We start from the raw sequence: 25,555 nt of genomic DNA on the forward strand, positions 1-25,555 counted from the left end.
GTTAGTCGTCGACGTGTGCCTGCTCGAAGGGATACGGCGGCAGCCGGAGTTCCGCCAACCCCGGCAGGTGTTTGACGTTGTAGACGACGCGCAGCTCCGGCGACAGCGGGACCCCGTTGCAGGACAGCCGGAACCCCTGGTCGATGAGGTCGGCAGTGAGGATGTGGTCGGTGGGCATCGACAGCGCCCCGTCGGTGACGGCGACCGCGCAGTTCGCACACGCACCACCCCGGCAGGCGTACGGCCACCGCCACCCACGGCGTTCGGCGGCCTCAAGCAGTGATTCGCCTGGCTCGACGGTGAACTCGCCGTGGTCGACGGGGTCGAGGTCGGCGGCCGCGGCGTTCGCGAACAGGTCGTCGTCGTCGAGCGCCCAGCCCGCGTCCGCCGCGACCGCGTAGTTCAGGTATTCGACGGTCGTTTCCGCGGATTCCGGCGCGCGCTCGAAACCCCCGTCGCCGGGATCGGTGTCGACGTCGGCCTCATCGAACCCATCGGCGTCGCCGGCTTCGATGGCGTCGTAGGCGGCCCGCACCAGCTGGAAGCGTTCCCGGGAGCCGCCCTGGTCGGGATGCGTTTCGACGATGCGGCGGCGGTACGCGCGTTCGATGGCCGCCTCGTCCGCGTCAGGGGACACGCCGAGAACTTCGAACGGGGAGTCCACATCCCGTGTTGGGCGTAGAGCATCAAAAGTCTCCCCGCCGGCGTGGATGTCGCCGGGGACTCGCGGCCGGCGGCGCTCAGATGAGCTGTGCCAACTGTGTGCGCCGCCGGCTCACGTCCACCGCCGGGGTGACGGCTGTGTCGGCTGCGAGGCGGTCCAAGAACAACAGCACGTCGACGCCGTGGCGTTCGGCGACCCCGGCAACGGCGTCGGCGTCCGCGCGGTGGAGCGCGAGCCGATCCACGAGCGCGAGCAAGCACGCAAGCACCGCGGCGGTCTCGCCGTCGGCGGGGAAGGCGTCGCTCGCGCGGGCGAAGTCGGGGTAGTCGTCGGGCGGGTCATCGGTGGGCGCAACGCGCAGACACTGCGTGCAGAGCACAGCGCCGGGCCGGTCGTCGGGGAGGCAGTCGCTGACCGACGCTGGGATCGGAAACGACACCACCGGACACCCGCAGTTCGAACACGTCATGGCTCAGTCGACGGCTACGCGCCCGTCGACTCCGCGGCCGCGGCCTCGTCGGCCGCCTCCTCTTGGGCTTCTTTCTTGTCTTTGACCTTCTTCATCCGGAACATCTCCTCGCGTTCCTTCTCTTCGAGTTTCTGGTCGATGTACTCTTTGCCCTCGTGGAGTTCGGGCAGCAGCTTGAACTCCAGTGCGTTCACGCGGCGCTTGGTCGTCTCGATCTCGGTGAGCATCTTCTTCATCGCCGTCTCGACCTCCGCGGCGAGCACGATCGACTCCAACAGCTCCTCGTAGGCGTCTGCGGCCTCGTCGATGCGCGCGCTCGTGCCGAGGATGCCGTAGCCCCGCTTGTCGAAGGATTTCTTGACTTTCGTCGATTCGATCTGGGGGACGACGACGCCCATGATGTTCATCGACTCGACGGTGATCTCGGGGTACTCTTCGAGCGCCGCGGCGGCCCCGCTGACCGCGACATCGCCCTCCATGGCGCGCGCCATGTTGATCTTCTGCTGTGCGGTCTCGTAGTCGCCTTCCAGACCCGACCGGACGTCCTGTGACTGATCCAGGATGTCCATGAACTCCATGATGAGTCCGTCACGCTTCTGTTCGAGCGTGTCGTGGCCGCGCTCCGAGAGGTCGATGCGGTCCTCGATCTCCATGAGGTTCTTTCGGGTGGGCTTGATGTCCTGAGCCATGCGGGGTTCTTAGCCCGGTGTTCGGCCTCCGGGGAGGTAAACGTTTCCAGTCGGGCTCAGAGGACGCCCTGCACGCGGTCCATCCACGTGACCACGGCGACGTGTGGCAGGGTGAGCACGGCGATCAACACGAGGTAGAGTGCGGCCCCGGATTCGAGCGTGGTCGGCGGGTTGGGTACCGCCCACCACAGCACGCCGCCCAACGCGAGCGCGGCCGCCGTCATCGGCGCGGCCTCCACGCCGAACCGGGCCAGCGGTCCGAGGATGTCGCCCGCGCGCAGCGACGGGTGGACCGAGCCGTCGACGGCGATGGCGCGCGCGACGTGCCGGACCGAGTGCCAGACGCAGAAGTAGACGCCGACGGCGAACACCGGCGGCACGACGAAGAAGAACACCCACAACAGGAGGGTTTCGGCGGCGTCGACCCGCCACGCGCCGGGGGAGTGGGTGCGGCGTCTGCCCGCCGCGAGCACCGCGACGGTCGCGGCTGCGAACGCGACGCCCAGCCACAGGCGGACGCGCGGGTCGAACACCGCGAGGTCGCCGACGGAGCCGCCGAACGGCGCGGCGAACGCGTCGACGACGCTGCGGTACCGCTCCGGGAACCCGAGCAGCGGCACGAGCATCGGGAGGCCACCCCGGATCAGGACCGTCGCCGCGCGCCGCGGGCGCGTATCGAGGTAGTCGACATCAAGGAAGTCGAGCAGCGGGTAGAGGTCGCCCTGCCCCCAGTGCAGCCACGTGATCGCGACGAACGCGAACGCAGCGGGAACGGGCGCGAAAAACCACGCGGCGGCGTAGCCACCACCAAGCACGAGGTAGAGGACGCCGACGACCGCCAGCCACCGCACGGTGACGGTGCCCGTGACCGCGCGGGGCAACGCGAGGTAGTCGATCGCGCCGTGTGGCATGCCGAACACCACCGCGCTGGCGACCAGCGGGGCGTACCGTGCGGTCGGCGAAAGCGACACGCCGGTGATCGCGGGCAGGGCAGCGATGCTGATCGCCACCCAGCCCAAAGCCAGCGCCGGACGGGCCAGCGTGCGACGCGCCCGCGCCGTGAGTGGCGTCAACGCCACCGGGCTAGCACCCACGCGTACAGGATGAGGCCCTGGCTCACGAACACGTTCGTCACGAAGAAAAACGCGCCCTCCTCGATGGGCAGCCCGAGCACCGTGATTCCGGTGGTGTACTGGCCGGCCAGGATCCAGATGCCGTCCGCGATGGCGTACCGGTCGGCCGCCGACAGGAACAGCGTCGGCACCAGCACGGCCGCGGCGAACACCCGGCGGCGGCGCCACAGATACCGCCAGCCGACCGCCCACTGGAGCGCGAGCACGGGTGCCGCCCACGCGAGGATCGCGCCGATGTAGAACGTCGCGTCGACGGTGAGCAGCACAGCGCCCCCACACCCGACGAGCACGCCCGCGAGCGCGCCCAGCACGGCGTCACGCCGGGTCGGCGAGAAGCCGGCGGTCGGGCGCAGCGGGAGGGCTTGCACCCAGAGCCCGGTGAGCAGCGTCTGCGTGATGACGAACAGATACTCCTCGATGGGCATCTGCCAGAGCCGCCCCACGACGGTGCCCTCGCCGTACCACCAGACGCCCGTTGCGATCAGGTAGTTGTCCCAGGGGGTCGTGTATGACAGCGCCAACACCAGCAGGATGCCGACGCCGGCGGCCCGGGCGCGGTCGCCGTCCCAGCGAGCCGCGCGCACCACGCCCAGCGCAACCAGCGGCGGGCCGACGACGACAGCCAGGAACGTGAGGTAGCTCGTCGTCACGCCGTCTCCCCCCGAGAGTGCGCCGTGTGGGCGGCGCGAGCCGCGGGCTGTCCGACCGAGCGCGCCCCACAGCCCGCGGTGTCGAGTCGGACACGCCACAGCAGCACCGACGGCGAGCCCAACGGGTGCCCAGCAGCCACGTTGTGTATGCCATTTTGCTGCCCGTACGTAACTGTGGGGGGCAACACACGCGGTGTCCGGGCGGCGGCATGTGACAGGCACACAGCCCACTGGCTGGTGGTGCGAGCGCCGCGGAGTGCAGCGAAAAAGACCGTCGCAGCCGGACGGCGCTAGTCGGCCGTGGCTTCGTCGGCGACGTCCTCGACGTAGTGGTCCTCGATGAGGTCCTCGTCGACGCGGTTCAGCTCGGTCTTCGGGAACATCGACAGCAGTTCCCAGCCGAGATCCAGCGTCTCCTCGATGTCGCGGTTGGTCTTGAACCCCTGGTCGATGAACTCCGCCTCGAAGCGATCCGCGAAGTCCAGGTAGCGGTTGTCCCGCTCGCTCAGGGCCTCGCGGCCGACGATGTTCACCAGGTCGCGCAGCTCCTCGCCCTCCGCGTAGGCGGCGTACAGCTGGTCGGACACGTCACCGTGGTCCGCGCGCGTGAGGCCTTCGCCGATGCCGTCGTCCATCAGCCGGGAGAGGCTCGGCAACACGTTCACCGGCGGTGTGACGCCCTGGCTGTTCAGATCACGGTTCATCATGATCTGGCCCTCAGTGATGTACCCGGTGAGGTCCGGGATCGGGTGTGTGTCGTCGTCGCCCGGCATCGTGAGAATGGGGATCTGGGTGACAGAGCCCTCCTTGCCCTCGATGCGGCCGGCGCGCTCGTAGAGCTGCGCCAGGTCCGTGTACATGTACCCGGGGTAGCCACGCCGACCGGGCACCTCCTCGCGGGCCGCGCCGATCTGGCGGAGCGCCTCACAGTAGTTCGTCATGTCCGTCAGGATGACGAGCACGTGGTAGTCCTTCTCGAAGGCGAGGTACTCCGCCGTGGTCAGCGCCATCCGCGGCGTCACCGTTCGCTCGACGGCGGGGTCGTCGGCGAGGTTCATGAACACCACCGAGCGCTCCAGCGCGCCGGTGCGCTCGAAGTCGTCCATGAACTCGTTGGCTTCCTCGGCCGTGATCCCCATCGCGCCGAAGACGACGGCGAACTCGCTGCCCTCGTCGTCGTCGTCGGTCTCCGCTTCTTCCTCGGGCACCGACGCCTGGCGGGCGATCTGGAGCGCCAGATCGCTGTGTGGCAGGCCGGAGCCGGAGAAGATCGGGAGTTTCTGGCCCCGCACCAGCGTGTTCATGCCGTCGATGCCGGACACGCCGGTCTGGATGAACTCCTCGGGGTACTCGCGGGCGTGGGGGTTGATTGCCTCCCCGACGATGTCGACGCGGTCGTCGGGCACGATGTCCGGCCCGCCGTCGATCGGGTTGCCGGAGCCGTCCAGCACGCGACCGAGCAGGTCCTCGGTCACGGGCATCTTCAGGGTCTCACCGAGGAACCGCACCGAGGCGTCCTTCCCGACGCCCTCGGTCCCCTCGAACACCTGGATGGCGACGAACCCGTCGCTTGACTCCAGCACCTGTCCGCGCTTCACGTCGCCGTTCGGCGTCTCGATCTCGACGATCTCGTCGTACCCGATCGGCTCGTCGGTTTCGACGTACACCAGCGGGCCGCTGACTTCAGTGATCGTCTGGTACTCTTTCATTGTAGTCAGTAGAGCTCCCGAAGCTGCTCGGTAATCTGCTGTTTGATCTCCGCGACCTCCGCCTCGTGCTCGTCGTCGGGCGTCGTGCCGAGACGATTCAGGCGCGGCGCGGCGTCGATCGACGTGATCTCCTCGACCGGCACACCGGCGTCCAACGCCTCGAAGGACTCCTCGTGAAGCGTCTTGATGCCGGAGAGGATGGCGTACGTCTTCTCGGGCGGGCAGTAGCGATCCACGTCGTGGAGCGCGTTCTGCTGGAGCCACGCCTCGCGGATGTACCGCGCGACTTCCAGCGTGAGCTGCTGGTCCTCGGGCAGCGCGTCCTTCCCGACGAGCTGCACGATCTCTTCGAGTTCGGATTCCTCGTCGAGGATGTCGACCGCCCACTGGCGCTGCTCGGCCCAGTCGTCGACGACGTTGTCCGTGAACCACGGGTCGAGTTGGTCCTTGTAGAGGCTGTAGGACTCGTCCCAGTTGATCGCCGGGAAGTGTCGGCGCTCGGCGAGGTCCGAGTCAAGCGCCCAGAACGTCTTCACGATGCGCAGCGTGTTCTGGGTGACCGGCTCGGAGAAGTCCCCGCCGGGCGGCGACACCGCACCGATGACCGAGATGGAGCCCTCGGTCCCGTTGAAGTTCTCGAAGTAGCCGGCGCGCTCGTAGAACTCCGAGAGGCGCGCGGCCAGGTACGCGGGATACCCCTCCTCGCCGGGCATCTCCTCGAGTCGCGAGGAGATCTCCCGCATGGCCTCCGCCCACCGCGAGGTGGAGTCGGCCATCAGCGCCACGTCGTAGCCCATGTCGCGGTAGTACTCCGCGATGGTGATCCCCGTGTAAATGCAGGACTCACGCGCCGCAACCGGCATGTTCGACGTGTTCGCGATGAGCGTGGTGCGGGCCATCAGCGGGTTCCCGGTCTGGGGGTCGGGCAGCTCCGGGAAGTCCTCGATGACCTCCGTCATCTCGTTGCCGCGCTCACCACAGCCGATGTAGACAACGATGTCCGCGTCGGCGAACTTCGCGAGGGACTGCTGGGTGACCGTCTTCCCGGACCCGAACGGCCCCGGGATCGCGGCCGTCCCGCCTTTCGCGATCGGGAACAGGCCGTCGAGGATGCGCTGGCCGGACACCAGCGGCTCCGTCGGCGTCTGCTTGTCGACGGTGGGGCGCTGGCGGCGGACCGGCCACTCCTGGTGCATCTGGATCTCCTCGCCGGTGTCCAACTCGACGACCGTGTCGTCGACGGTGAACGTGCCGGATTCGACGGCGACGACTTCGCCGCCGTCACTGCGGGGGGGCACCAGGACCTTGTGTTCGATGCTGACCGTTTCGTCGACGGTGCCGACGACATCGCCGGCCGCGACCTCGTCGCCCGCCTCGACGGTGGGCTCGAACTCCCAGTCGGTGTCGAGGTCGATGCCGGGTGCGTCAACACCGCGATCGAGGAACGCCCCCATCTCGTCTTCGAGGACGTCCAGTGGACGCTGCACACCATCGTAGATGGAGTCCAGCATCCCCGGGCCCAGGTCCACGGTGAGCGGTTCGCCCGTGTTGTCGACGGGCTGGCCCGGCCCGATGCCGGACGTCTCCTCGTAGACCTGGATGGTGGTTACGTCGCCTTCGATCTCGATGACCTCGCCCATCAGACCCTCGTCGCCCACGTAGACGACGTCGTTCATCTGCGCGTCGAGGCCCGTGGCGGTCACGACCGGACCGCTCACGCTCTCGATTTCGCCGGTGTCAGTGATTGCTTCAGCTTGACTCATTCGAATTAGTCACCTGCCTCCGTGTCGGCAGCACTTGCATCGTCGTCGTCGTCCATCAGGTCGATGCCGATGGCGCGCTTGATCTGGTCTCGGAGTCCGCTTGCACCGCTTGCACCGCCACCGATGGTCACGAACGTCGGCTCCACGCTGGCCTCGACGGACTGCCGAACGCCCCGTGAGAGGTGCGCGAGGTCGTCGTCGTGCATCACAGCGATGCCGACGTCCTCGTCGGCGAGCACTGCTTCGACGGCGGCGTCCAGGTCATCGTCTTTCTCGTCGTCGGCGACGTTCTCGACTTTCCGGACGCCCGCAAGCTGGAACCCCGTCGTGAACGCGGGACTGCCGATGACAGCGATCTCCTGGCTCATAGCATGACCAGCTCCGCCTGGATTTCGTCCTCGCTCATGCCGGCTTCCCGGCCGCGAGCGATGGCGCGAATGTTGTCTACTTCGCGTTCCTTCGCGAGCACGTACGCCAACACCGGACACACAGACGTGGGGTAGACGTACGAGAGGTGATCCGAGTACGACAGCAACGCACGGTCGAGGGCGTGCTCGAATCCGATCAGTGAGTCGGACTCCTCGAGGGCGGTCAACGCGGTGGACAGCTCGTCGCCGTACGTGCTGTCCTGGATCCGGGAGACGAGATCGGATTGGCGTTCGACCAGCGTCGTCATCTCCGAGGCCTCGAACAGCGTGCCACCCTCGATGAAGTACGCCGCCGGATCAACGGAGACGCCCGAGCGCGCGAGCCGCAACGCGTTTCTGGCGTTCCGGAAGTCGATCTCGGCGGTCAGGAACTCCGCGTACAGCGCTTCGGGGCTGTCCTGTGCCGCCGTCGCCGGCTGCGACGGGTTCAGGTTCTCGTAGTACGCGCGGTCGACGGCGTTCTCCAGTGGCACGAGCGAGTCTTCGGCCTCGTAGTCCGCGAACGCGGGTTCGAGGTACGTATCGAAGATCGTGCCGGAGAGCGCGTCGACGACCGTCTCGACGGAGTCCGCCGAGAGCAACTCGTCGAGGAACGCCGCGTCGAACTCGCCGGCGTCGACGAGGTCAGCGCGGACGGCGTCGGTGTCGGCGTGCGAGTACAGCCCGCGGAACACTGTCTTGACGTTCCACGCGTCGAACTTCCGGAGGTATTTGGCGAGCTGATCGTACAGCCGCCCTTCGCTCCAGGAGAGCAGCGCGTCGAACTCCGCGGCCAACCCCTCGTTGAGCGCGTACTCCACGAGGTCCATCCCACGGTGCCGTGAGGCGAGCGAGTCCACGGCGTCCTTGTACGTCGAGTCCTCCATGAAGCGCGCGATCTCGCCGGTGCCCATGCGGAGGAGCTTCCGGTACTCGTCGTCGCCGAAGAGGCCGGCGCGGCGGTGGCGGATCCGGGCGACCACGTACTCGTAGTTGGCCGGTCCGGACGCGCTCATTGCTCCTCGTCGAACAGCCGGGCGCTGATTGCTTTCAAGTTGTTCTCCCAGGCGTCCGCGAGGATCGAGTCGAACGTGTTGTTCACGCGGATCCGGGACGCATCGCTTTCAACCACGACGCCGCCGAGACAGTCGTACTCGCCGGCGTACTCGTAGCCGTCGTAATCGTCGAGGATCTCCGAGATGAGGGCCTCGTCGTCCGCGCGGCCGAACACGCGGACCGTGTCGGCACCGTCGAACTCCGTGCTGGCGGCGTCGAGCAGCTCACGGGTGAGCTCCTCGCGCTCGTCGCCGTCGAGGGCAACGATGCGATCCTCGACGGCCGATCGCACGGATTGGAGCGCGTCCCGGCGTGCTTCGAGGCGCATCTGCTTGGCCTCGAGTTCCGCGCTGGAGAGTTGCTGCTCGCGCTCCTGGTCGATTTCGGCGGTGACCTCGGCCTCGGCGTCGGCGATGATGTCATCGGCGTCGGCTTCCGCCTCGGCGACGATCTCATCGGCGCGCTCGTCGGCGTCGGCGCGAATCTCCTTCGCGCGCTCGCGGGCCTCGTCTCGAATATCCTCAACTACTGTTTCCAGACTCATAAGTGAAGGCTGCGGGGGGTGATTAGAACGGAGTCGGGACGACGAAGACAACGACCAGCGCGAGGATGACCAGTGTCTCCGGGAGAACGGTCAGGATGAGCCCGGTTCCGAAGAGGTCGGGGTCTTCGGCGATCGCACCGACCGCTGCGGACCCGATCCCACGCTCGGCGTACCCGGCGGCGAGGGCTGCGAGGCCGACCGCGAGCGCCGCGGCGGCTTTCGGGGTGATTGCGGGCATATTGCTACCGGTCTCTGCCAGGATCGTGGACAGCTGGGTGAAAGTTTCGAACATTTTAATTTTACTTAATCCTCAGTGGTGTAGTTTCGTGTGTAACCGAACGGGTTGTACTTCTCTCCACCGCCTTCATAAAACTTGTTAAAGAATTCCACGTATTCGAGGCGCAGCGCCTGTAAGCCCGCGGATGTGACGCCAAGCGCGAGCACCAGCGCGTGGCCAACAAGCAGGACCAACACGCCGATCAGGATGCCGGCCGCACCCATATGCATCAGGCCGGGGAACAGCACTTCCCCGTGGGCCTCGCCGCTGAACAGCATGAAGTGTGTCTCATGCTCGATGGTCGTGGAGAACAGCCCGAACATGTAGTCGATCGTCTCGGGGTGTTCGAGGTGGGTTTCGTACGCGCCGAATACGAGCAGGTTCACGACGTACGCCATGCCGGCTTTCGCGAGCAGCACGGCGGCGATTCGGGTGTACGAGACGGTGTTGACGAGCGCGTACGTCGGGCTCTCGAGGAACCCGGCGGCGCCCTCGCCGAGGGTGACCAACACGAGCCCGACGGCTGCAGCCGCCAGGCCCGCCTTGCCGACGATCGGCGGTAGCGCAACGACGCTGTACAGCAACTCGGGGCGGGGGCCGCCGCCGGACTGCATATGCGTGCTGAACAGCCACACGCCGACGCCGGCCATCAACAACAGCTGGCCGCCGCTCTCCAGGGCGGCGTCTTTCAGGCCGTGGGAGCGCGATTCGTTGACGAAGCCGAACACGTAGCCGATGGCGAGGTGCGCGATCCCGAACACCAGGCTCGCCGCGAGCCAGAGTTCGGCGAACGCGCTGACGTGTAGGCCCTTCTTGAGGGGCGCGTCGGCGAGTCCGAGCGCGCCGTGCCAGAGGTATTCGGTGACCAGATGCAGGCCGAACACCTCACCGTACAGCACGCCGAACAGCGCCGTGAACCCGCCAGCCCACATGGCGACGCCGCCGAGCTTCGAGATCATCTCGCTGTCGAAGCTGCGGGACAGCCAGAACCCGAGGAGCGCGTACAGAACCCCGTACCCGAGGTCGCCGATCATGAACCCGTAGAACGCAGGGAACGTCAGGAACAGGACGACCGTGGGGTCGATCTCGGTGTACTGCGGGCGATTGATGACTTCCGTGAGCGATTCGAACGACGACACCGGCCCGGGGTTGTCTTGGATGACCGGCGGGCTGTCGGTTTCGTCGAACGACGCGGTGGTGCCGCCGTCAGTGGCGGCGTCCGCGCCGTCGTCGGCGGGCACGTGCTGGTCGTGGCCCGTCGGCTCGTAGTCAGCGCGTTCGAGCTCCTCGACGAGTACGTGGTCGCCGACGGCCGACTCGATGGCGTCGGTGAACGCGTCGTACTCGCTGGTCGGCAGCCAGCCTTCCGCGACGAACGCGTGGCTGGTGCTGGCGAACTGCAGCGGTGCTTCGGACTTCTGGACGTCGATGGCGAGGCGCTCCTCGGCCGCCAGCAGGAAGCCGGCGTGCTCGTCCCGGAACGCGGCCAGTTCGTCGTCGACGTCCTCGATCTCGGCCTGGATCGTGTCGCGCCGTTCGCGAAGCTCCGAGACGTACTGCTCGGGGCTTCCATCCGCGTCGGGGACGTCGAGGCGCGTGAACGGGACGCCCACGAGGGCGTCGTCAAGCGCCGCGTCGTCGTCGGCGGCCGGGTAGGCGAACACGCCGATGGTGTCCTGGCCGGTGAACGTTTCGAAGGCGCTGATACGGTCGGACTCCGCGAGCGCCGCGTCGATGGCGGACTGGTCGCCGGTGCCGACCGCGACCTGCAGGGAGTCGTACCCCGACAGCAGGTCGAGGTCGATGCCGAGGTCGGCGAACGGTTCGGCGGCGTCGATGCGCTCGGTGACCGCCCGGAGATCGTCGGTGAGCTCGCTGCGGCGGTCGTCGAGATCGGTGGCTTCGACGCGGATGGATTCGAGTTCGGTGTCGAGAGCGTCGTCGGTGACGATGCGTGTCGGACCCGCGTCCCCCTCGGAAACGTCGAGGAGGGACTTCAGCGACCGCACGGTCACCAGCTTCTCGGCGGCCTCGTCGGCTCCCGTCATCGGGTCGCCGTTGTCGAACCCGTCGATGCCACCGTCGTAGTCCGAAAGGTGGACCAACTCGGCGTCGTGGACCGCTTCGATGACGGGCGTCAACACGTGTGTGGACCCCGCCACCGAGACCTTGCTCATCTGCTCAGGTCTGAGCATGTACCGCCTCCATGAACCGGTCGAGCGCGAACGCCACGGCGTCGTCCTCGTTGGCGTCGGCGTCGGCGAGCAGCGCCTCGCGATCGGACTCGCCGTCCGCGAGCACGGCGTCGCGCTCGGAGTCGATCTGTTCTCGTGCGTCGGAGAGCTGTTCGTCTTTCAGTTCGCGGGCCGCGTCCTCCGCGTCGGCGCGGATTTCGTCGGCCCGGGTGCGGGCGTCAGAGAGCCGCTGCTCGCGGTCCTCCTCGGCCTCGGCCACGATGTCGTCGGCGTCTGACTCTGCCGATTTGATGTCTTCGAGAACCTCTGGCCTTGGCATACGCTCTAACCAGGTGGGGGTTAGCGGACGTGCTATATGGTAGTTGCGAAGTCCCTGGGCCATCGGAAGCTATTATGCGTGTTCAGGCCAACAGTCGGTCGATGGGAGTCCTCGAAGACAAGGCGCGGGCCCGCACGTTTTACAAGTACCTCTCGAAGGTGTACGACCGCGTCAACACGTTCATTTGGACCGAGGAAATGCGCGCGGAGGCGCTGTCGATGCTTGACATCGACGCCGAGGATCGCGTGCTCGACGTGGGCTGTGGCACGGGGTTCGGCACGGAGGGGCTGTTGAAGCACACGGAGCACGTCTACGGCCTCGATCAGAGCCCCCACCAGCTCACGAAGGCCTGGGAGAAGTTCGGGAAACACGATCCGGTGGCGTTTCACTTCGGGGACGCCGAGCGCCTGCCGTTCAAGCCCGACAGCTTCGACGTGGTGTGGTCGTCGGGGTCCATCGAGTACTGGCCACACCCCGTGCAGGGGTTGCGGGAGCTGCGGCGCGTCGCCAAACCCGGCAGCCAGGTGCTCGTCGTGGGGCCGGACTACCCCGCCTCAACGGTCTTCCGGAAGCTCGCGGACGCCATCATGCTGTTCTACGACGAGGACGAGGCCGACCGGATGTTCCGGGAGGCGGGCTACGAGGAGATCCAGCACCGCGTGCTCCGGAAGGAGCCAAACAGCCCGCCGGCGATCGTGACCGTGGCGCGCGCACCGGCGGCCGACGACTAGGCCGGCGTTGCCGTGGTGTCGGCGACAGCGACGACGTGGCCGCGGACTGCCAGCGTGACGCGGACCGGGTCGCCGGCCGCCGGCAGTGGATCGTTCGTCGGGGCGATCACGAGCGTCGTGGTGGTGCCGACACGCCAGCGGCCGGCGCTGGCGGCGTTGAACGCGCCCGTCGGCCCGCTGTAGAAGCCGGTGGCGGAGAAAAACGGCACGGGGGGCTGGTGGGCGAGGTCGGTGCCGGCCACGCGAACCCGCAGTGACACCGCCGCCGGGTCGATCGGCGGCCCGGAAAGCAGCGTCACGGCGACAGTGCCGTCGGCGGCGGCCGAAACGCTGACGCCGCGCTGTGGCGGCGGGGGTGTCGTCACCGACGGCGCGACAGCGAACACGGCGGCCCCGGCCAGGACCGTGATCGCAACGACGGCCACCACGGCCACGACGGGGGCGGAGCCACGCGGCACACGGCCAGGTGGCTGGGGCCTCCGGTAAGAACGTTCGGGGGTGTCTACCGGGGCAGCGTGGTGGTTGTGTTCCCGCCGGGAGCGGGCGGGTGTGGGTCCGCAGTGACGGTCGTCGTGACCCTGTCGCCGCCGACCGTCGCCGCGACGGTGTACTCGCCGGCGGGGCTGACGAACCAGCGGTCGCCGCTGTCGCCGGTCGCGCCGACGACCGTGCCGTTGACACTGATTGTGGTGTCGACGGGCGTGCCGGTCGCGGTTTCGACGCGCACGTTCACCGGGCCGCCGGCGTACGGCTCCGAAACGCTGAGTGTGGCCGTGTCGGTGGCGTTCACGGTGGTGTACGAGGCGGGCGTCTGTGGGAGGCGGCGGGTTTGGCGCTCCACGAAGACGTGGGTCGTGGAGGGGTCGTAGTACAGCGACAGCTCGCCGTGGTCGTGGCTCGCGGAGAACAGGACGGCGTACTGGCCGAGCAGCGAGTACGAGACACCACGGGAGTGGTTTTTCGTCCACGGGTAGGTGGCACCGATGAACGCGATGGGGTCGCCGTAGTCGGCGGTCGTGGCGGCGTCGAGGTTGCCCGGGACGACCGTCTCGCGGACGTAGGTATCGCCGTCGCGGGTGGCAAGCATGACCCCGTCGCCGACGGTGACGTGGACGCGGACGGCGTCACGGTCACCGTCGACGACGGCAGCCAGGCGCTCGCGGACCGGGCCCTGAACGGTCTGGAGGCGGGTGTTGACCTGACTGATCCGCGTGGTGAGGTTGCTGTAGGAGCCCGCGAGCGTGTACAGCGCGCGGTTGTCGTCGGGACCGCCGAGGAACCCTTCGATGCGTGTGGCGGCCGCGTGAACGGAGCCGACGACGGTGAGGAACTCGGTTGTGGTGATGGTGCCGGCGGCGTAGGCGTCCCTGGCGTCGCGTTCGCGCTGGACGAGCGCGGTCGTTCGGTTCGTCGCCCAGTCGAGTTCGGTGCGGATGCGCGCGCGGCGCTCGGCGTCCGTGTTGGCGACGGACAGCGCGGTGTCGAGGCGTTCGAGGCGGTAGGCTGTGGAGATGCCGGTGGCACCCGCGGCGAGCGTGCCGGTGACCGAGAGGGCGGGCGTCCCGAAGGCGGCGGCGTCGGCGCTGGTGAGCCGGAGGACGCGCGTCGTGTCGGGGGAGGGGCCGACCGCGGGGGACTGCTGTGAGGCGGTGGGCGGTCCCGGGGCGGCGAGCCCGGTCGCCGCCATGGCGGTGGCGACAACCACGAGGGCGGCGACGGCGAGGGGAGCGCGGGACATGCCCCATGGTTTGCGGAGGGTCGTCAAAAACGATGTGGAGCACTCGCAGTGCCGACCCGTGGGATAGAAAGGACTTTGCCCGAGCGTCGACCACGAACGGTGTATGCGGCAGGCCCTCCTCCTCCTGGTCGCGCTGGCGTGTCTGGTCGCGGTCCCGGTTGGAGCCGGGGGCAGTGGGCACGGGCCCGCGCCGACAGCCGAGACCACGGCGATGCCGGCAGCCACCGGTAGCGGCCCACAGAGCACGGTCGATATCACGGTGGAGGTCACGGACACCGGGGATGCACACTGGAACGTGTCCGCGACCTACCCGCTGGGGGACGGCAACGGGTCAGTGGCGTTCGACCGGGTTTCGACGGCGTTCGAGGCCGGTGAGACCTCCGCTGGGTTCTCCGCGGAGACGTTCAAGGCGGCTGTGCCCGGGGCGAGCGCGCGTGTCGGCCGTGAGATGTCGGTCACGGACGTCCGCCGGGCGTCCCGGATCGTCGAGCACGACGGGAACGAGACGGGTGTGCTCACGCTGCGGTTCACGTGGACGAACTTCGCGGCGGTCGACAACGAGACCATAACCGTCGACGCGTTCTCCGGGTCGTGGTTCGGTGACCTGCGTGCCGGGCAGCAGTTGCGGGTTCGTCCACCGGAGAACTACCAGGCTGACGACGTATCCCCGAACACGAACGTCGTCGGGGGAGCGTACCAGTGGGAGGGCGGCCAAGCGTTTGCGGCCGACGAGCCGTCGCTGGTGTTCGTGCCGTCGCCGGGCCTGTCGGGGACGGGGATCCCGGCGACGACTGTGGGGGCGGCGGCGATCGTTCTGGGGGCGGCGGGCGTGACCGCGTGGGCGTACAGCCGCTCGACGCTGACGCTGCCGGGCACCGGCGGTGACGACAGCGAGGGGGCCACGGGACCGGCGGTCGACGCCGGCGATGGCGGTGAGTCGCCCGCGCCGACAGTCGACGATCCGGAGCCCGATGACGGCGGCGGCGACAGCGCGGCCGAACGCGAGGACGAGCGCATCGACCCGGAGCTGTTGAGCGACGAGGAGCGCGTCGAGCGGCTGCTCACGGACAACGGCGGGCGGATGAAGCAGTCCCGGATCGTGGAGGAAACGCGGTGGTCGACGGCGAAGGTCTCGCAGGTGTTGTCCGGGATGGACGAGGACGGCCGCGTGGAGAAGCTGCGGATCGGCCGCGAGAACCTGATCTCGCTGCCCGGCGAGGGCGTCGACAGCGACACGCTGGCCGGCGAACACGACGAGGCAGAGTGAGGACAACCCCCAACACCGGGCGTACGGTTCCGAAAACGTTTACGTACAGGGGGCTCGATTCCTCGGGTGATGAAGGTTCTCGTCACCGTCAAGGAGGTGGCTGCCGTCGAGGACGACTTCGAGATCTCGGGAACGGAGATCGAGAGTACGTACCTGGATTACGACCTCAACGAGTGGGACGACTACGCCGTCGAGGAGGCCGTCCAGCTTGCTGAGGCCGGCGACGACGTCGAGGTCGTCGCGGTCACCATCGGCCCGGAGCGCGCCGAGGAGACGATCCGGATGGCGCTGGCGAAGGGCGCGGACCGCGCGGTCCGGGTCTGGGACGACGCCATCGAGGACACCGAGCTGCTCGACGTGGAGACGAAGGCCCGGCTGCTGGCGGCCGTCGTCGAGGACGAAGACCCCGAGCTGGTGTTTTCCGGGGTGCAGGCCAACGACGACAGCTTCGGCGCGACCGGGATCGCGCTGGCCGAGACGCTCGGCGTCCAGTGGGCGGCGGTCGTGAACGACCTCGACACCGCGGGCGTGCTCGACGAGGGCGTGGCGTCGGTGCGCCGCGAACTGGAGGGCGGCGTCGAGGAGCTCACCGACGTCGAGTTGCCGGCGGTGCTCACCATCCAGACGGGGATCAACGAGCCGCGGTACGCGAGCCTGCGTGGCATCCGGCAGGCGCAGTCCAAGGAGATCGCGCCGAAGAGCCTCGACGACCTCGGGCTGGACGCGGACGTCGTTGCGTCCAGCCTCGACATCACCGCGATGTACGAGCCCGAGACCGAGAGCGACGCCGAGTACATCGAGGGCGACGCCGGCGAGCAGGCCAGTGGCGTGGCTGACGTGCTCCGCGACGCGGGGGTGGTCGGCGAATGAGCGTGCTCGCCGTCGCCGATCACCGCCGGGGCGAGCTGCGGGGCGTGAGCTTCGAGTTGCTGACCGCGGGCCGGGAGCTGGCGGACGCGATGGACACCGAGCTTCACGCCGCGGTGGTGTCCGGGGACACCGACGGGTTCGCCGACGAGTTGAACCGGGCGGGCGTCGATCACGTCCACGCCGTCGAGCACGGCGCGGAGTTCAACCACGACGTCTACGTGCAGGCCGTGGCGGCGCTGGCCGGCGATCTCGACGCGGCGGTCGTGCTCACGCCGAACAGCGTGAACGGGCTGGACTACGCGCCCGCGGTGGCGACCCGGACGGGGCGCACGTACGTCTCGGACGCCATCGGCCTGGATCACGGCGACACCCTGGAGGTCACGCGGGAGATGTACGGCTCGAAAGTCGAGACCACGATGGAAGTGAGCGACGGCCCGTACGTCGTCTCCATCCGGGGCGCGGAGTGGCCGGCCGCCGAGGGCGTCGGCGACGCCGAGATCTCGACGTTCGACGCCGACATCGACGAGGACGCCATCGGGGCCACGGTGAACGGCTTCGAGGAGGTCGGCGGCGGCGACGTCGACATCGCGGACGCGGAGTTCCTCGTGTCCGTCGGGCGCGGCATCGAGGAGGAGGAGAACATCGCGTTGATCGAGGCGCTGGCCGAGACGACGGGCGCGACGCTGTCCTCGTCGCGGCCCATCGTGGACAACGGCTGGCTGGCGAAAAACCGCCAGGTCGGGCAGTCCGGCAAGCAGGTGACGCCGGACGTCTACCTCGCGGTCGGCATCTCCGGGGCCGTCCAGCACGTCGCCGGGATGAAGGGCGCGGACACCATCATCGCGGTGAACACGGACCCGAACGCACCGATCTTCGACATCGCCGACTACGGCATCGTCGGCGACCTCTTCGACGTCGTCCCGGCGCTCATCGAGGAGTTCGGCGGCGAAGCGCCGAGCGTCTGAGCGCGGGCGCGAGCAGCACGCAGTTACGGCGCGTGTGACCCGACCAGCTGGGTCGCTGCGAGCACGTGGCCGCGCACGGCGTTGCCGACGGTCCGCTCGGTGGCGTCCTGGGGGAGTATGAGGGTGGTGTCGAGGGCGTACAGTTTGAACCGGTAGAGGTGCGTGTCGTCGGGGGGTGCCGGGCCGCCGTAGTCGCGCTCACCGAAGTCGTTGGTGCCGACCGTTGGCTCCGTAGGCGTCCAGGCGGCCGGGATCCGGGTTCTGGAGGCGGGGATGTTCCACACCAGCCAATGCAGCCACACCTCGCCAGCGGGGTCGACGGCGTCCGGGTCGTCGACGACCAGCACGAGCGTGGCGGCGTCCTCGGGGACGCCGGCGATCGACAGCGGCGGGTTCACGTCCGCGCCGCTGCGGGTGTACCGGTCGGGGATGGCCGCGCCGTCGGCGAAGGCGCTGCTCGCCAGTCCGAGCCCGCCGAAATCGGGCGATGGGCCCGCGATCGGGATGTCGTCGGTGGCCGTGGGCGTCGGTTGTGTCTCCGACCGGGGCGTCGGTTCGGGTGTGGTTGTCGTGGCGTCGCCGTCGGTGGTGTCGGTGCAGCCGGCGAGTGCGGACACGGCACCGCCACCCACGAGCGCGAGGACTGACCGGCGGTGAACGGGTTGGCCGCGCATGTGCGGGTCGTGCGACCGCGGGCGGTATAACTACCGGGGTGTGCGGGCAGACTGGTGGAAACCGCCCGGTGGCGGCTGTTCGCCGTGGGATGCCGTCAGGTACTTGCCCGGGAAACCCCGACTGAGTGGTGATGGAGTACGTGGAGGCGCGCCGGGCCGCCATCGAGCAGCGCATCACCGAGGCGGTCGGCGGTGTCGAGCCGACGGAGCTCGGCGACCAACTCGAACACGTCGTGTTGGCCGGCGGCAAGCGCGTCCGACCGACGCTCACGGTGCTCGTGTGTGAGGCCGCCGGCGGTGCCGTCTGGACGGGGGCCGACGAAGCCGCCGCGGTCCGGGAGAACGCGGCGCTGTCGGCCGGCGGGGAGGACGCACTCGATTACGCCGTCGGCGTCGAGTTGGTGCACAACGCCTCGCTGGTCGTCGACGACATCATCGACCGGTCGGAGCTGCGCCGGGGCTCGGCGAGCGCGTGGGCGGAGTACGGCTACGGGCCGGGGATCGTCGCGTCCGACGGCCTGCTGGGGGAGGCGTTCGCGCTGTTCTCGCGTGACCCGCGCGCGATGGAGTGTGTGACTGATTCGCTGGTGGAGCTCGGCGAGGGGGAGGCCATCGAGCTCGTGGCCCGGCCGGAGACCGAGCGCGAGTACATGGAGCTCGCGCGCCGGAAGACCGGAGCGCTGTTCCGCGCGGCGGCGGAGCTGGGCGCGATCGCAGCGGACGCCGACGGGCGGGCCGTCGAGCGCTTCGGCGAGTACGCCGAGCGCGTCGGCGTGGCGTTCCAGATCCGGGACGACGTGCTGGACGCGACCGCGGACAGCGACGCGCTGGGAAAGCCCGCGGGGGTCGACGAAGCCTTGGACCGCCCCAGCATCGTGCAGGTCACGGACCGGTCGCCGGACGCGTTGAACCGGTTGGCGGGCGAGCAGTCCGAGCGCGCGCTGGGGGCACTGGCGGAGCTGGAGCTGCCGGACGGCGAGGCCAAAGACTACTTGCAGTATCTCGCGGAGTTCGTCGTCGAGCGGGACGCGTAGCTCAGGACCCTTCGGGGGTGGCGCGCCACGATTCGACGACCGCGAGCGCCAGCGTCGACAGCACGCTCACCAGCGTGCCGGCCGTGAGCACCGCGGCGAGTTCGGTGAGCGTGACGTACTCCAGGAAGAACCCCGACAGCGTGTACAGAACGGCGGCGATCGAGAGCACGTAGAACGGCGCGTTCAGATACCGCCAGCGGAACCGGTCGGCGAGGTATTCGTCGGTGACCTGGCCGAGGCTGGTCGTGAGACCGGCGGCAGCGAACCACCGGACTGCGCCGTAGGTGAGGGCGGCGACGACGGTGCTTGGGGCGAGCGCGCCGTCGGCGTGTGCGCGCACCGCGTCCAGTCGTGCGGCGCCTTCGACGCCGCCGATGACGAGCAGCGCGGCCGCGACGACGTACGTGATGAGTGTGACGCGGCCGGTGTAGAGGCCGTCACGGAGGCGGTTGACGGCGTCGTCGGCGACGCGTTCGAGGCCGAGCCCTCGGAACAGGGCGTAGAGGCCGACGGCCGCCGACGACACCCCGAGCACCGCGCCGGGGAGCCCGAGCACGTCGGCCAGCACCGCCAGCGGGTAGATCAACAACAGGATGCCCAGCGGAACCAGGATCGTGCCCCGCGTCTCGGGATCGTTCATCACCTGCTTGAGCGTATAGTACATCGACTCCAAGTCCTGGGCTTGCCGGACAACGACGCGTTTGAGCGCCTCGATGGGGACCCGCGAGCGGATCACCGGCACCACTGATTCGTCCTGCGCGCCGTCGGTGACGACGACGGCGCGCACGGGGTCGGTGGGCGACAGCGACGCCAGGACTTCGTCGACTTCCCGGCCGACTGCGCGGTTGGCGGCCACGTCCCCGCGGTCGACGCCGGTGACCGCCGCCACCACGACGTCCTCGTCGTCGCTGTACCGGTCGTGGAGATGGACGCCCTCGAAGAGCACGTTCACGTCGCTGTCCTCGGGGTCGGCTTCGGCCAGCGAGACGGCGGCGTGCTCGACGTCGTTGCGCCCGACGACAGGTGTCGGGACGCCCGTTTTCCGGCCGAGGTCGTCGTCGAGGTCCACGCACAGGACCAACAACATCTAGGCGGTGGTATGCGACCCCCCCATATTTGTCTTCGGGGGGAGGCAGCGCTCACAGAAACACCGGTGGCGGTTGCGTTCCGCACGGTTTTTGAGGCTTCACGCGGTACTAATGCGTCACCAGATGATCTCAAAGGGCTGCGAGCAGTGCGCGGAAGGGGGAAAGATGGTCCTCTTCGTGTATGGGTACTGTGACCAGCGTGACTGTTTCTACTGTCCGCTCGGCGAGAACCGGAAGAACGTCCAGCAGGTGTACGCCAACGAGCGCCCCGTCGAGGACGACGAGGACATCATCAGCGAGGCGAAGCTGATGGACGCGCTTGGCACCTCGATCACGGGCGGGGAGCCCCAGGAAGTGCTCGACCGCACCTGTCGGTATCTGCGCCTGCTGAAAGACGAGTTCGGCGAGGACCACCACACGCACCTCTACACGGGGATCACGGGCGGCCGCGAGAACATGCGTCGGCTGAGCGAGGCGGGCCTCGACGAGATCCGCTTCCATCCGCCCTACGAGCTGTGGGGGGATATGCACGGCACCGAGTGGGAGGAAATCCTCTACATCGCCCGCGAGGAGGGACTGACCCCCGCCTTCGAGATCCCCGGGATTCGGGCCGAGGACGAGTTCCTGGAGTTCCTCGACGAGGGCGCGGCGGACTTCTGTAACATCAACGAGTTCGAGATGAGCGACGGGAACTACGAGCGCATGCAGGAGGCGGGCTACGAGCTCCAGGAGGGCCACATGAGCGCCGTCGACGGCTCGAAGGACGCCATCCTCTCGGAGATGGCCAACCACGAGCAGGTGTACTTCTGTACGAGCGTGTTCAAGGACGCCGCCCAGCACCGCTCGCGGCTCAAGCGCATGGCGCGCAACGTCCGCCGGGAGTTCGACGAGATCACCGACGACGGCACGCTCGTCTACGGGAAGACCACGGTCGGCGCGGGCCGCATCCGCGAGTTGGGCGTTCCCGAGGAGTACTACACCGTGAAGTCCGACCACGTCGAGGTGGCGTGGTGGCTCCTCGAAGAGATGATCGACGACGGCGACATCGACGACGGGGAGATCGTCGAGCAGTATCCGACCTACGACGGGCAGGTCGTCGAGCGGACGCCGCTGGCGTAGCCGCGGTTTTTGCGTCGCGAACACCGTGTACGGGGCGCGTGCCAGCAGCCAGGTTACTCCGTGGTGGCGCTGAACACCACAACAGTGCGGTCGCCGATGTCGTCGAGAGCGTGTGTCTCGCGCTCGTAGCCAGCACCGATGGCGGCCCCGACCTGTGATTCCAGCGCCGGGGTCGTGATCACGACGGGCGGCGGGGTGTCACCGACCGCCGTGGGGTCGTCGACGCTTGCGACGTCTGCCTCGAGGGATTCAGTGTACCAGGGGAGCGGCATGCGGGCGTGCCACGCGCCGGTTGCCGGCGGGCGGTCGACGCGTGATTCGGTCATCGCGAGGGGGGCGCCGACGTAGAGGACGTCCGTGTCCGAGCCGCCGCTGGCGGCCGCGCGTTCGATGTCGGTGACGACCGTGCGGAGGTCCGCGGGCGCTTGTGCGTAGTAGATCACGTCGCTGCCGGGGCCCCCTCGCGGGCTCTCGTGGGGGGCCTGGTAGCTCGTCTCGATCAGGGTTGCGCCGCCGGCGGCGACAGCCGACAGGAGGACGGCTGCGGCGAGCACTGCTCGGACGGCGTGCATCGGGGTGTGTTCGCTGAGGATCGTGGGTTCGCGGGCGGGAAGACGGCTACGGCCCCAGCGGTAGACGACGGCGGCGCCGACGGCCGCGGGAACAGTCAGCGGCACGATGGCGTGGACCGTCGACCACGGAACCGGGAAGTTGTTCGCGAGGGGGTACCCGACGAGTGCGGCGACCCCACAGTAGAAGTTGAACGCAACCAGCCCCCGGGGGTGGGCGCCGGCGTAGCGATCCCAGAGGAACCCCACGACTGCGAGCGCGGCGACCCCGGACGCGCCCGCGATGACGGTGTCAGCGGTGTCCGTGAAGTACGGGAGGTAGGCGTGGCGCTGGATGCTCCCCGTTGCCCAGTAGTCGATGGCCTTGTGCAGCGATCCCAGGGTGGCCTCGCCGACGACGGCGGGGAGGGTGGCGAAGTCACCGGTGAGGGCGCGCCAGAGCCCGATCTCCTGGCCGAGGCCGGCACGGGGGGCGTAGAAGTACACGACGACACTGAGGAAGACGGCGGCCGCGAGAACGCCGTGGTGCCACCAGTCGCGTGCGCCCGCGACGGCACGGCGGAGCAGCGATCGGAGGGCACCGAGAGCGTCGCCGTCGGTGTCGCGGGCGCGCAGGAGGTGGCGATCGAGCACGAGCACGCTCGCCCCGAGCCACGTCACCATCCAGAGGAGGACGCTCTCCTTCGTGGCGAACGCGACCCCGAGCGTGACGGCGCTGGCGTAGAGGTAGCGCGGTCGGCGGGTGTCGGACGCGCGAACGAGGAGACCGAGCGTGAGCAGCATGCACGCCGCCAGCGGGAGGTCTTTGCGCATGAACCGCGAGTAGTAGACGAGCACGGGGTTGCACGCGAGGGCGGCGCCGAGCGCGATGAGTTCGGCGTCGCGGAGGCGGGTGCGGAACAGCCACGCCGCAAGCGGGAGCAGCGCGCCCGTGAGCGCGACGACGAGGCGTGCGGTGGCGTCGGTTGCGCCGACCACGCCGAAAACCAGCGAGTTGACGCGCGCGAACAGCGGCCCGTGGAGGATGGGGCGGTACTCCCAGGCGCCGTGTTCCATGCCGCGGAGGACCCAGTAGCCGAACCATGCTTCGTCGTAGTAGAAGACGCGGTCGCCGAGCGCCAGCAGGCGGGCCGCGAGGCCGATGACGGTGGCCGAGAGGAGTGCACTCGGTACGCGGTGGACCGAGAGGGCGTCGCGGATCGTCACGGGCCGACAGACCGCCGGTGTTAGTAAATCCCTTGTGATGGATGGGTGATTGGTGGCGTCGGGGCTGGTGGGAGTAATGCAGAGGGAATGCTTTTAGAGCGGCCGCCACCAGTAGGGAGTATGGCCGACTGCCCCATCGCCGACGAGTGCCCCAGCTTCCAGGAACAGATCGAGGGAATGGGGTGCCAGCATTACGGCGACCGCGGCGGGATGGAGTGGTGCCAGCATTACAGCCAGCCGATCGAGGACCTGCAGACCGCGCCCGTGGTGCCCGGCGAGGAGGTCGTCATCGAGGTGGACGACATGCACGAGAGCGGGGCTGGCGTTGGCCGCCAGGAGGAGTCGGGGTTCATCGTGATGGTCGACGGCGTGTTGCCGCCGGCCCGCGTGAAAGCCGAGGTGTCGACGGTGAAGCCCAACTACGCGCGTGCGGAGTTGATCGAGAAGCTCCCCGACGAGCCGGCGGACGCCGACGACGACGACGCGGCGGGGGGCGACGACGAGGACGCCGACGACGGCGGGCACGACGACCGCGAGCGGTTGGGCAGCCGGGACAACTTCTGGGGGAGCTGACGGGGCGGCTGCGAAGCAGCTTCCCCGGTGCGGTGCGAAGGCGTCGGTATGGAACTCGGACTCGATGGGGACGTGGCGGTTGTGACGGCGTCGTCGAGCGGGCTTGGAAAGGCGAGTGCGGCGGCGCTGGCGCGCGAGGGGGCCGACGTGGTGGTGTGTTCGCGCGACGAAGAGCGCGTTGTGGCGGCGGCCGAGGAGATCGGCGCGGACGCCGACGGCTCGGTGCGTGGGGTCCCTGCGGACATCACCGACGGGGCGGACGTTACGGCAGTGGTAGAGACAGCCGTCGAGACGTTCGGCGGCCTCGATCACGTCGTCACGTCCGCCGGCGGCGTACCCAGCGGGCAGTTCACCGCGGTCACCGACGACGACTGGACGGACGCCTTCGAGTTGCTCGTGATGAGTGTCGTGCGGACGCTTGACGCCGCCCACGAGCACCTGGTGGCGGGCGACGGCGGCACCGTGACGTGTATCACCTCGACCAGCGTGAGCGAGCCGATCGAGGGGTTGGTGTTGTCGAACGCGGTGCGGCGTGGTGTCGTCGGGCTGGCGAAGACCGTCGCCCGCGAGTGGGCACCGGAGGTGCGCGCGAACGTCGTTCAGCCGGGGCCACACGAGACCGCGCGCATCGAGGAGTTGGTGTCGGCGGCCGTTGCGCGCGGGGAGGCTGACAGCTACGAGGCGGGGCTGGCGGGGTGGAGCGAGGAGGTCCCCCTGGATCGGCTCGGGGAGCCGAGTGAGCTCGGCGACGTGGTGGCGTTTCTCGCCAGCGACCGCGCGAGCTTCGTGACCGGTGCCAGCGTGCCCGTCGACGGCGGCCGGCTGTGGGGGTAGTGGCCGGCGATCAGAACGGGGCGTCGAGGGCCGCAACCACGTCGCGGACGCGCTGGGCGTCCGCTCTCGGGACGACGAGCACGCGGTCGTCGTAGGCCGCGACCACGAGGTCGTCGACGCCGACGACCGAGACGTGTTTGTCGTCGCTTGCGAGCACGTTCCCGGTGGCGTCGATGGTGGTGGCGTCGCCGAGCACGGCGTTCTCGCCGTCGAGCAGGCGACCGAGGGCGTTCCACGCACCGAGGTCGTCCCAGTCGAAGGCGGCGGGGACGACGCGCACGTCGGCGGCGCGTTCGAGGACGGCGTAGTCGACGCTCACGGGGTCGACGCGCTCGAAGGCGGTGGCCGGATCGGCGTCCGTTGCGAGGGCGTCCACGAGGGGGTCGAGTGGGCCGCTGCGGGCGGCGTCGAGGAAGGCCGTGGGCGTCCACGCGAACATCCCGGCGTTCCAGAGACAGCCGCGGTCGACGAGCCGGCTGGCAGTCTCGGCGTCCGGCTTCTCTCGGAAGACCGCGACCTCGCTGTGGTCGCCGTGGTCGTCGCCGGGTTCGATATACCCGTAGCCGGTGGCCGGGCGGTCCGGCTCAACGCCGATCGTGACGAGGCCGTCGGTGCGGGCGGCGACATCGACGGCGGTCTCAGCCGTCTCCTGGAAGCCGTCACCAACGACGTGGTCGCTGGGCAGACAGAGCATGACGGCGTCCTCGCCGAACCGCGCCCGCACCTCGCTGGCGGCGTACGCGAGCGCCGGCCCCGTGTCCTTGCCCGCGGGCTCCACGAGGACAGTAGCCTCGGGGAGCTCGTCGCGGACGCGGTCCGCGTACGCCTCGCGGGTGACCGCCAACAGGTCGTCGGCGAAGGCCGCGCGGTCTGCGGTCCGGCGGAGCAGGCTGCGGTCGTCGTCGCCGAGCGCGAGCAACTGCTTGGGGCGGTGGCTGCGGCTCGCGGGATACAGCCGGGTGCCGGTGCCGCCGGCGAGCAGGGCAGCGACAGTGTGTGTCACGGCGCGCTC

Annotated in this window: 27 protein-coding genes; 8 read left to right on the forward strand and 19 right to left on the reverse strand. The window is 68.9% G+C overall.

Annotated features, from left to right (window positions below):
• Nucleotide 1: 1 nt before the first annotated feature.
• From fer to ahaH, 13 genes are all read right to left on the reverse strand, one after another.
• Nucleotides 2–664 (reverse strand): ferredoxin Fer, encoded by a 663-nt coding sequence (gene fer, locus APQ99_RS02655; RefSeq protein WP_136361533.1) that lies wholly within the window; start codon nucleotides 662–664, stop codon nucleotides 2–4.
• A 76-nt stretch (nucleotides 665–740) separates the two neighbouring features.
• Nucleotides 741–1,133, reverse strand: a complete 393-nt coding sequence (locus tag APQ99_RS02660; protein WP_136361534.1) for a DUF6276 family protein — start codon at nucleotides 1,131–1,133, stop codon at nucleotides 741–743.
• 14 nt (nucleotides 1,134–1,147) lie between these two features.
• On the reverse strand, nucleotides 1,148–1,822 hold the full coding sequence (locus APQ99_RS02665; protein WP_010903575.1) for a V-type ATP synthase subunit D: 675 nt from the start codon (nucleotides 1,820–1,822) through the stop codon (nucleotides 1,148–1,150).
• Between the two features lie 56 nt (nucleotides 1,823–1,878).
• Nucleotides 1,879–2,916: a Brp/Blh family beta-carotene 15,15'-dioxygenase gene (locus tag APQ99_RS02670; RefSeq protein ID WP_229373364.1), complete on the reverse strand. Its 1,038-nt coding sequence runs from the start codon at nucleotides 2,914–2,916 to the stop codon at nucleotides 1,879–1,881.
• Nucleotides 2,892–3,605 carry a lycopene beta-cyclase gene (crtY, locus tag APQ99_RS02675; RefSeq protein ID WP_136361535.1) on the reverse strand — a complete coding sequence of 238 codons (714 nt, stop codon included), beginning with the start codon at nucleotides 3,603–3,605 and terminating at the stop codon, nucleotides 2,892–2,894. The genes APQ99_RS02670 and crtY overlap by 25 nt, the downstream gene beginning before the upstream one ends.
• 290 nt (nucleotides 3,606–3,895) lie before the next feature.
• Nucleotides 3,896–5,314 (reverse strand): ATP synthase subunit B, encoded by a 1,419-nt coding sequence (locus tag APQ99_RS02680; RefSeq protein WP_136361536.1) that lies wholly within the window; start codon nucleotides 5,312–5,314, stop codon nucleotides 3,896–3,898.
• 5 nt (nucleotides 5,315–5,319) lie between these two features.
• A complete protein-coding gene (locus APQ99_RS02685; protein WP_010903579.1) occupies nucleotides 5,320–7,077 on the reverse strand; it encodes an ATP synthase subunit A in 1,758 nt (585 codons plus the stop codon).
• Between the two features lie 5 nt (nucleotides 7,078–7,082).
• A complete protein-coding gene (locus APQ99_RS02690) occupies nucleotides 7,083–7,445 on the reverse strand; it encodes a V-type ATP synthase subunit F (protein ID WP_010903580.1) in 363 nt (120 codons plus the stop codon).
• Complete coding sequence (locus tag APQ99_RS02695) at nucleotides 7,442–8,500, reverse strand: V-type ATP synthase subunit C (protein ID WP_136361537.1); 1,059 nt, start codon at nucleotides 8,498–8,500, stop codon at nucleotides 7,442–7,444. The genes APQ99_RS02690 and APQ99_RS02695 overlap by 4 nt, the downstream gene beginning before the upstream one ends.
• Nucleotides 8,497–9,084, reverse strand: a complete 588-nt coding sequence (locus APQ99_RS02700) for a V-type ATP synthase subunit E (RefSeq protein WP_010903582.1) — start codon at nucleotides 9,082–9,084, stop codon at nucleotides 8,497–8,499. The genes APQ99_RS02695 and APQ99_RS02700 overlap by 4 nt, the downstream gene beginning before the upstream one ends.
• A gap of 22 nt (nucleotides 9,085–9,106) precedes the next feature.
• Complete coding sequence (locus APQ99_RS02705; protein ID WP_010903583.1) at nucleotides 9,107–9,322, reverse strand: ATP synthase subunit K; 216 nt, start codon at nucleotides 9,320–9,322, stop codon at nucleotides 9,107–9,109.
• Nucleotides 9,323–9,387: 65 nt separating this feature from the next.
• A complete protein-coding gene (locus tag APQ99_RS02710) occupies nucleotides 9,388–11,556 on the reverse strand; it encodes a V-type ATP synthase subunit I (RefSeq protein WP_136361538.1) in 2,169 nt (722 codons plus the stop codon).
• A complete protein-coding gene (gene ahaH / locus APQ99_RS02715; RefSeq protein ID WP_010903585.1) occupies nucleotides 11,543–11,875 on the reverse strand; it encodes an ATP synthase archaeal subunit H in 333 nt (110 codons plus the stop codon). Before ahaH ends, APQ99_RS02710 begins: the two co-directional genes overlap by 14 nt.
• 101 nt (nucleotides 11,876–11,976) lie before the next feature.
• Between ahaH and APQ99_RS02720 the strand changes: the two genes are divergently transcribed.
• Entirely contained in the window at nucleotides 11,977–12,606 is a 630-nt protein-coding gene (locus APQ99_RS02720) for a methyltransferase domain-containing protein (protein ID WP_012289442.1), read from the forward strand.
• Here the strand turns inward: APQ99_RS02720 and APQ99_RS02725 are convergent.
• Nucleotides 12,603–13,064, reverse strand: coding sequence for a hypothetical protein (locus tag APQ99_RS02725; RefSeq protein ID WP_012289443.1), 462 nt, complete (start codon nucleotides 13,062–13,064; stop codon nucleotides 12,603–12,605). The two genes, APQ99_RS02720 and APQ99_RS02725, sit on opposite strands and share 4 nt — an antisense overlap.
• Nucleotides 13,065–13,108: 44 nt before the next feature.
• Nucleotides 13,109–14,344 carry a DUF7094 domain-containing protein gene (locus APQ99_RS02730; protein ID WP_136361539.1) on the reverse strand — a complete coding sequence of 412 codons (1,236 nt, stop codon included), beginning with the start codon at nucleotides 14,342–14,344 and terminating at the stop codon, nucleotides 13,109–13,111.
• A gap of 103 nt (nucleotides 14,345–14,447) precedes the next feature.
• Between APQ99_RS02730 and APQ99_RS02735 the strand changes: the two genes are divergently transcribed.
• The 3 genes from APQ99_RS02735 (at nucleotide 14,448) to APQ99_RS02745 (ending at nucleotide 17,446) form a co-directional block, all read left to right on the forward strand.
• Entirely contained in the window at nucleotides 14,448–15,611 is a 1,164-nt protein-coding gene (locus APQ99_RS02735) for a helix-turn-helix transcriptional regulator (protein WP_136361540.1), read from the forward strand.
• Nucleotides 15,612–15,680: 69 nt separating this feature from the next.
• Nucleotides 15,681–16,481, forward strand: a complete 801-nt coding sequence (locus tag APQ99_RS02740) for an electron transfer flavoprotein subunit beta/FixA family protein (protein ID WP_136361541.1) — start codon at nucleotides 15,681–15,683, stop codon at nucleotides 16,479–16,481.
• Nucleotides 16,478–17,446, forward strand: coding sequence for an electron transfer flavoprotein subunit alpha/FixB family protein (locus APQ99_RS02745; protein WP_010903590.1), 969 nt, complete (start codon nucleotides 16,478–16,480; stop codon nucleotides 17,444–17,446). The genes APQ99_RS02740 and APQ99_RS02745 overlap by 4 nt, the downstream gene beginning before the upstream one ends.
• 23 nt (nucleotides 17,447–17,469) lie before the next feature.
• Here APQ99_RS02745 and APQ99_RS02750 read toward each other — a convergent pair whose 3' ends face one another.
• Nucleotides 17,470–18,120: a YbhB/YbcL family Raf kinase inhibitor-like protein gene (locus APQ99_RS02750; protein ID WP_136361542.1), complete on the reverse strand. Its 651-nt coding sequence runs from the start codon at nucleotides 18,118–18,120 to the stop codon at nucleotides 17,470–17,472.
• A 131-nt stretch (nucleotides 18,121–18,251) separates the two neighbouring features.
• On the opposite strand from APQ99_RS02750, the gene APQ99_RS02755 reads away from it, so the two are divergent.
• Nucleotides 18,252–19,154 carry a polyprenyl synthetase family protein gene (locus APQ99_RS02755; RefSeq protein WP_136361543.1) on the forward strand — a complete coding sequence of 301 codons (903 nt, stop codon included), beginning with the start codon at nucleotides 18,252–18,254 and terminating at the stop codon, nucleotides 19,152–19,154.
• A gap of 1 nt (nucleotide 19,155) precedes the next feature.
• Here APQ99_RS02755 and APQ99_RS02760 read toward each other — a convergent pair whose 3' ends face one another.
• A complete protein-coding gene (locus APQ99_RS02760) occupies nucleotides 19,156–20,241 on the reverse strand; it encodes a DUF373 family protein (RefSeq protein WP_010903593.1) in 1,086 nt (361 codons plus the stop codon).
• Between the two features lie 124 nt (nucleotides 20,242–20,365).
• Between APQ99_RS02760 and APQ99_RS02765 the strand changes: the two genes are divergently transcribed.
• Nucleotides 20,366–21,361 (forward strand): radical SAM protein, encoded by a 996-nt coding sequence (locus tag APQ99_RS02765; protein ID WP_136361544.1) that lies wholly within the window; start codon nucleotides 20,366–20,368, stop codon nucleotides 21,359–21,361.
• Between the two features lie 53 nt (nucleotides 21,362–21,414).
• Here APQ99_RS02765 and APQ99_RS02770 read toward each other — a convergent pair whose 3' ends face one another.
• Complete coding sequence (locus tag APQ99_RS02770; protein ID WP_136361545.1) at nucleotides 21,415–23,136, reverse strand: flippase activity-associated protein Agl23; 1,722 nt, start codon at nucleotides 23,134–23,136, stop codon at nucleotides 21,415–21,417.
• A 120-nt stretch (nucleotides 23,137–23,256) separates the two neighbouring features.
• On the opposite strand from APQ99_RS02770, the gene APQ99_RS02775 reads away from it, so the two are divergent.
• Complete coding sequence (locus APQ99_RS02775; RefSeq protein ID WP_012289446.1) at nucleotides 23,257–23,709, forward strand: TRAM domain-containing protein; 453 nt, start codon at nucleotides 23,257–23,259, stop codon at nucleotides 23,707–23,709.
• Nucleotides 23,710–23,757: 48 nt separating this feature from the next.
• The gene (locus APQ99_RS02780) at nucleotides 23,758–24,543 is read left to right on the forward strand and encodes an SDR family oxidoreductase (protein ID WP_136361546.1); all 786 of its coding nucleotides are present in this window, start codon (nucleotides 23,758–23,760) and stop codon (nucleotides 24,541–24,543) included.
• A 10-nt stretch (nucleotides 24,544–24,553) separates the two neighbouring features.
• Here the strand turns inward: APQ99_RS02780 and APQ99_RS02785 are convergent, their stop codons facing one another.
• A complete protein-coding gene (locus APQ99_RS02785) occupies nucleotides 24,554–25,546 on the reverse strand; it encodes a mannose-1-phosphate guanylyltransferase (RefSeq protein ID WP_136361547.1) in 993 nt (330 codons plus the stop codon).
• Between the last annotated feature and the right edge of the window lie 9 nt (nucleotides 25,547–25,555).

It is taken from the genome of Halobacterium salinarum DSM 3754, assembly GCF_008124605.1.
GTDB classification, from domain to species: Archaea; Halobacteriota; Halobacteria; order Halobacteriales; family Halobacteriaceae; genus Halobacterium; species Halobacterium salinarum.

Coding starts and splice junctions, on each gene's coding strand:
- APQ99_RS02660 (WP_136361534.1), bottom strand. CDS start 1,133: ATGACGTGTTCGAACTGCGGGTGTCCGGTGGTGTCGTTTCCGATCCCA.
- APQ99_RS02665 (WP_010903575.1), bottom strand. CDS start 1,822: ATGGCTCAGGACATCAAGCCCACCCGAAAGAACCTCATGGAGATCGAG.
- APQ99_RS02680 (WP_136361536.1), bottom strand. CDS start 5,314: ATGAAAGAGTACCAGACGATCACTGAAGTCAGCGGCCCGCTGGTGTAC.
- APQ99_RS02685 (WP_010903579.1), bottom strand. CDS start 7,077: ATGAGTCAAGCTGAAGCAATCACTGACACCGGCGAAATCGAGAGCGTG.
- APQ99_RS02690 (WP_010903580.1), bottom strand. CDS start 7,445: ATGAGCCAGGAGATCGCTGTCATCGGCAGTCCCGCGTTCACGACGGGG.
- APQ99_RS02695 (WP_136361537.1), bottom strand. CDS start 8,500: ATGAGCGCGTCCGGACCGGCCAACTACGAGTACGTGGTCGCCCGGATC.
- APQ99_RS02700 (WP_010903582.1), bottom strand. CDS start 9,084: ATGAGTCTGGAAACAGTAGTTGAGGATATTCGAGACGAGGCCCGCGAG.
- APQ99_RS02705 (WP_010903583.1), bottom strand. CDS start 9,322: ATGCCCGCAATCACCCCGAAAGCCGCCGCGGCGCTCGCGGTCGGCCTC.
- APQ99_RS02710 (WP_136361538.1), bottom strand. CDS start 11,556: ATGCTCAGACCTGAGCAGATGAGCAAGGTCTCGGTGGCGGGGTCCACA.
- ahaH (WP_010903585.1), bottom strand. CDS start 11,875: ATGCCAAGGCCAGAGGTTCTCGAAGACATCAAATCGGCAGAGTCAGAC.
- APQ99_RS02720 (WP_012289442.1), top strand. CDS start 11,977: ATGGGAGTCCTCGAAGACAAGGCGCGGGCCCGCACGTTTTACAAGTAC.
- APQ99_RS02730 (WP_136361539.1), bottom strand. CDS start 14,344: ATGTCCCGCGCTCCCCTCGCCGTCGCCGCCCTCGTGGTTGTCGCCACC.
- APQ99_RS02735 (WP_136361540.1), top strand. CDS start 14,448: ATGCGGCAGGCCCTCCTCCTCCTGGTCGCGCTGGCGTGTCTGGTCGCG.
- APQ99_RS02740 (WP_136361541.1), top strand. CDS start 15,681: ATGAAGGTTCTCGTCACCGTCAAGGAGGTGGCTGCCGTCGAGGACGAC.
- APQ99_RS02745 (WP_010903590.1), top strand. CDS start 16,478: ATGAGCGTGCTCGCCGTCGCCGATCACCGCCGGGGCGAGCTGCGGGGC.
- APQ99_RS02750 (WP_136361542.1), bottom strand. CDS start 18,120: ATGCGCGGCCAACCCGTTCACCGCCGGTCAGTCCTCGCGCTCGTGGGT.
- APQ99_RS02755 (WP_136361543.1), top strand. CDS start 18,252: ATGGAGTACGTGGAGGCGCGCCGGGCCGCCATCGAGCAGCGCATCACC.
- APQ99_RS02760 (WP_010903593.1), bottom strand. CDS start 20,241: ATGTTGTTGGTCCTGTGCGTGGACCTCGACGACGACCTCGGCCGGAAA.
- APQ99_RS02765 (WP_136361544.1), top strand. CDS start 20,366: ATGATCTCAAAGGGCTGCGAGCAGTGCGCGGAAGGGGGAAAGATGGTC.
- APQ99_RS02775 (WP_012289446.1), top strand. CDS start 23,257: ATGGCCGACTGCCCCATCGCCGACGAGTGCCCCAGCTTCCAGGAACAG.
- APQ99_RS02780 (WP_136361546.1), top strand. CDS start 23,758: ATGGAACTCGGACTCGATGGGGACGTGGCGGTTGTGACGGCGTCGTCG.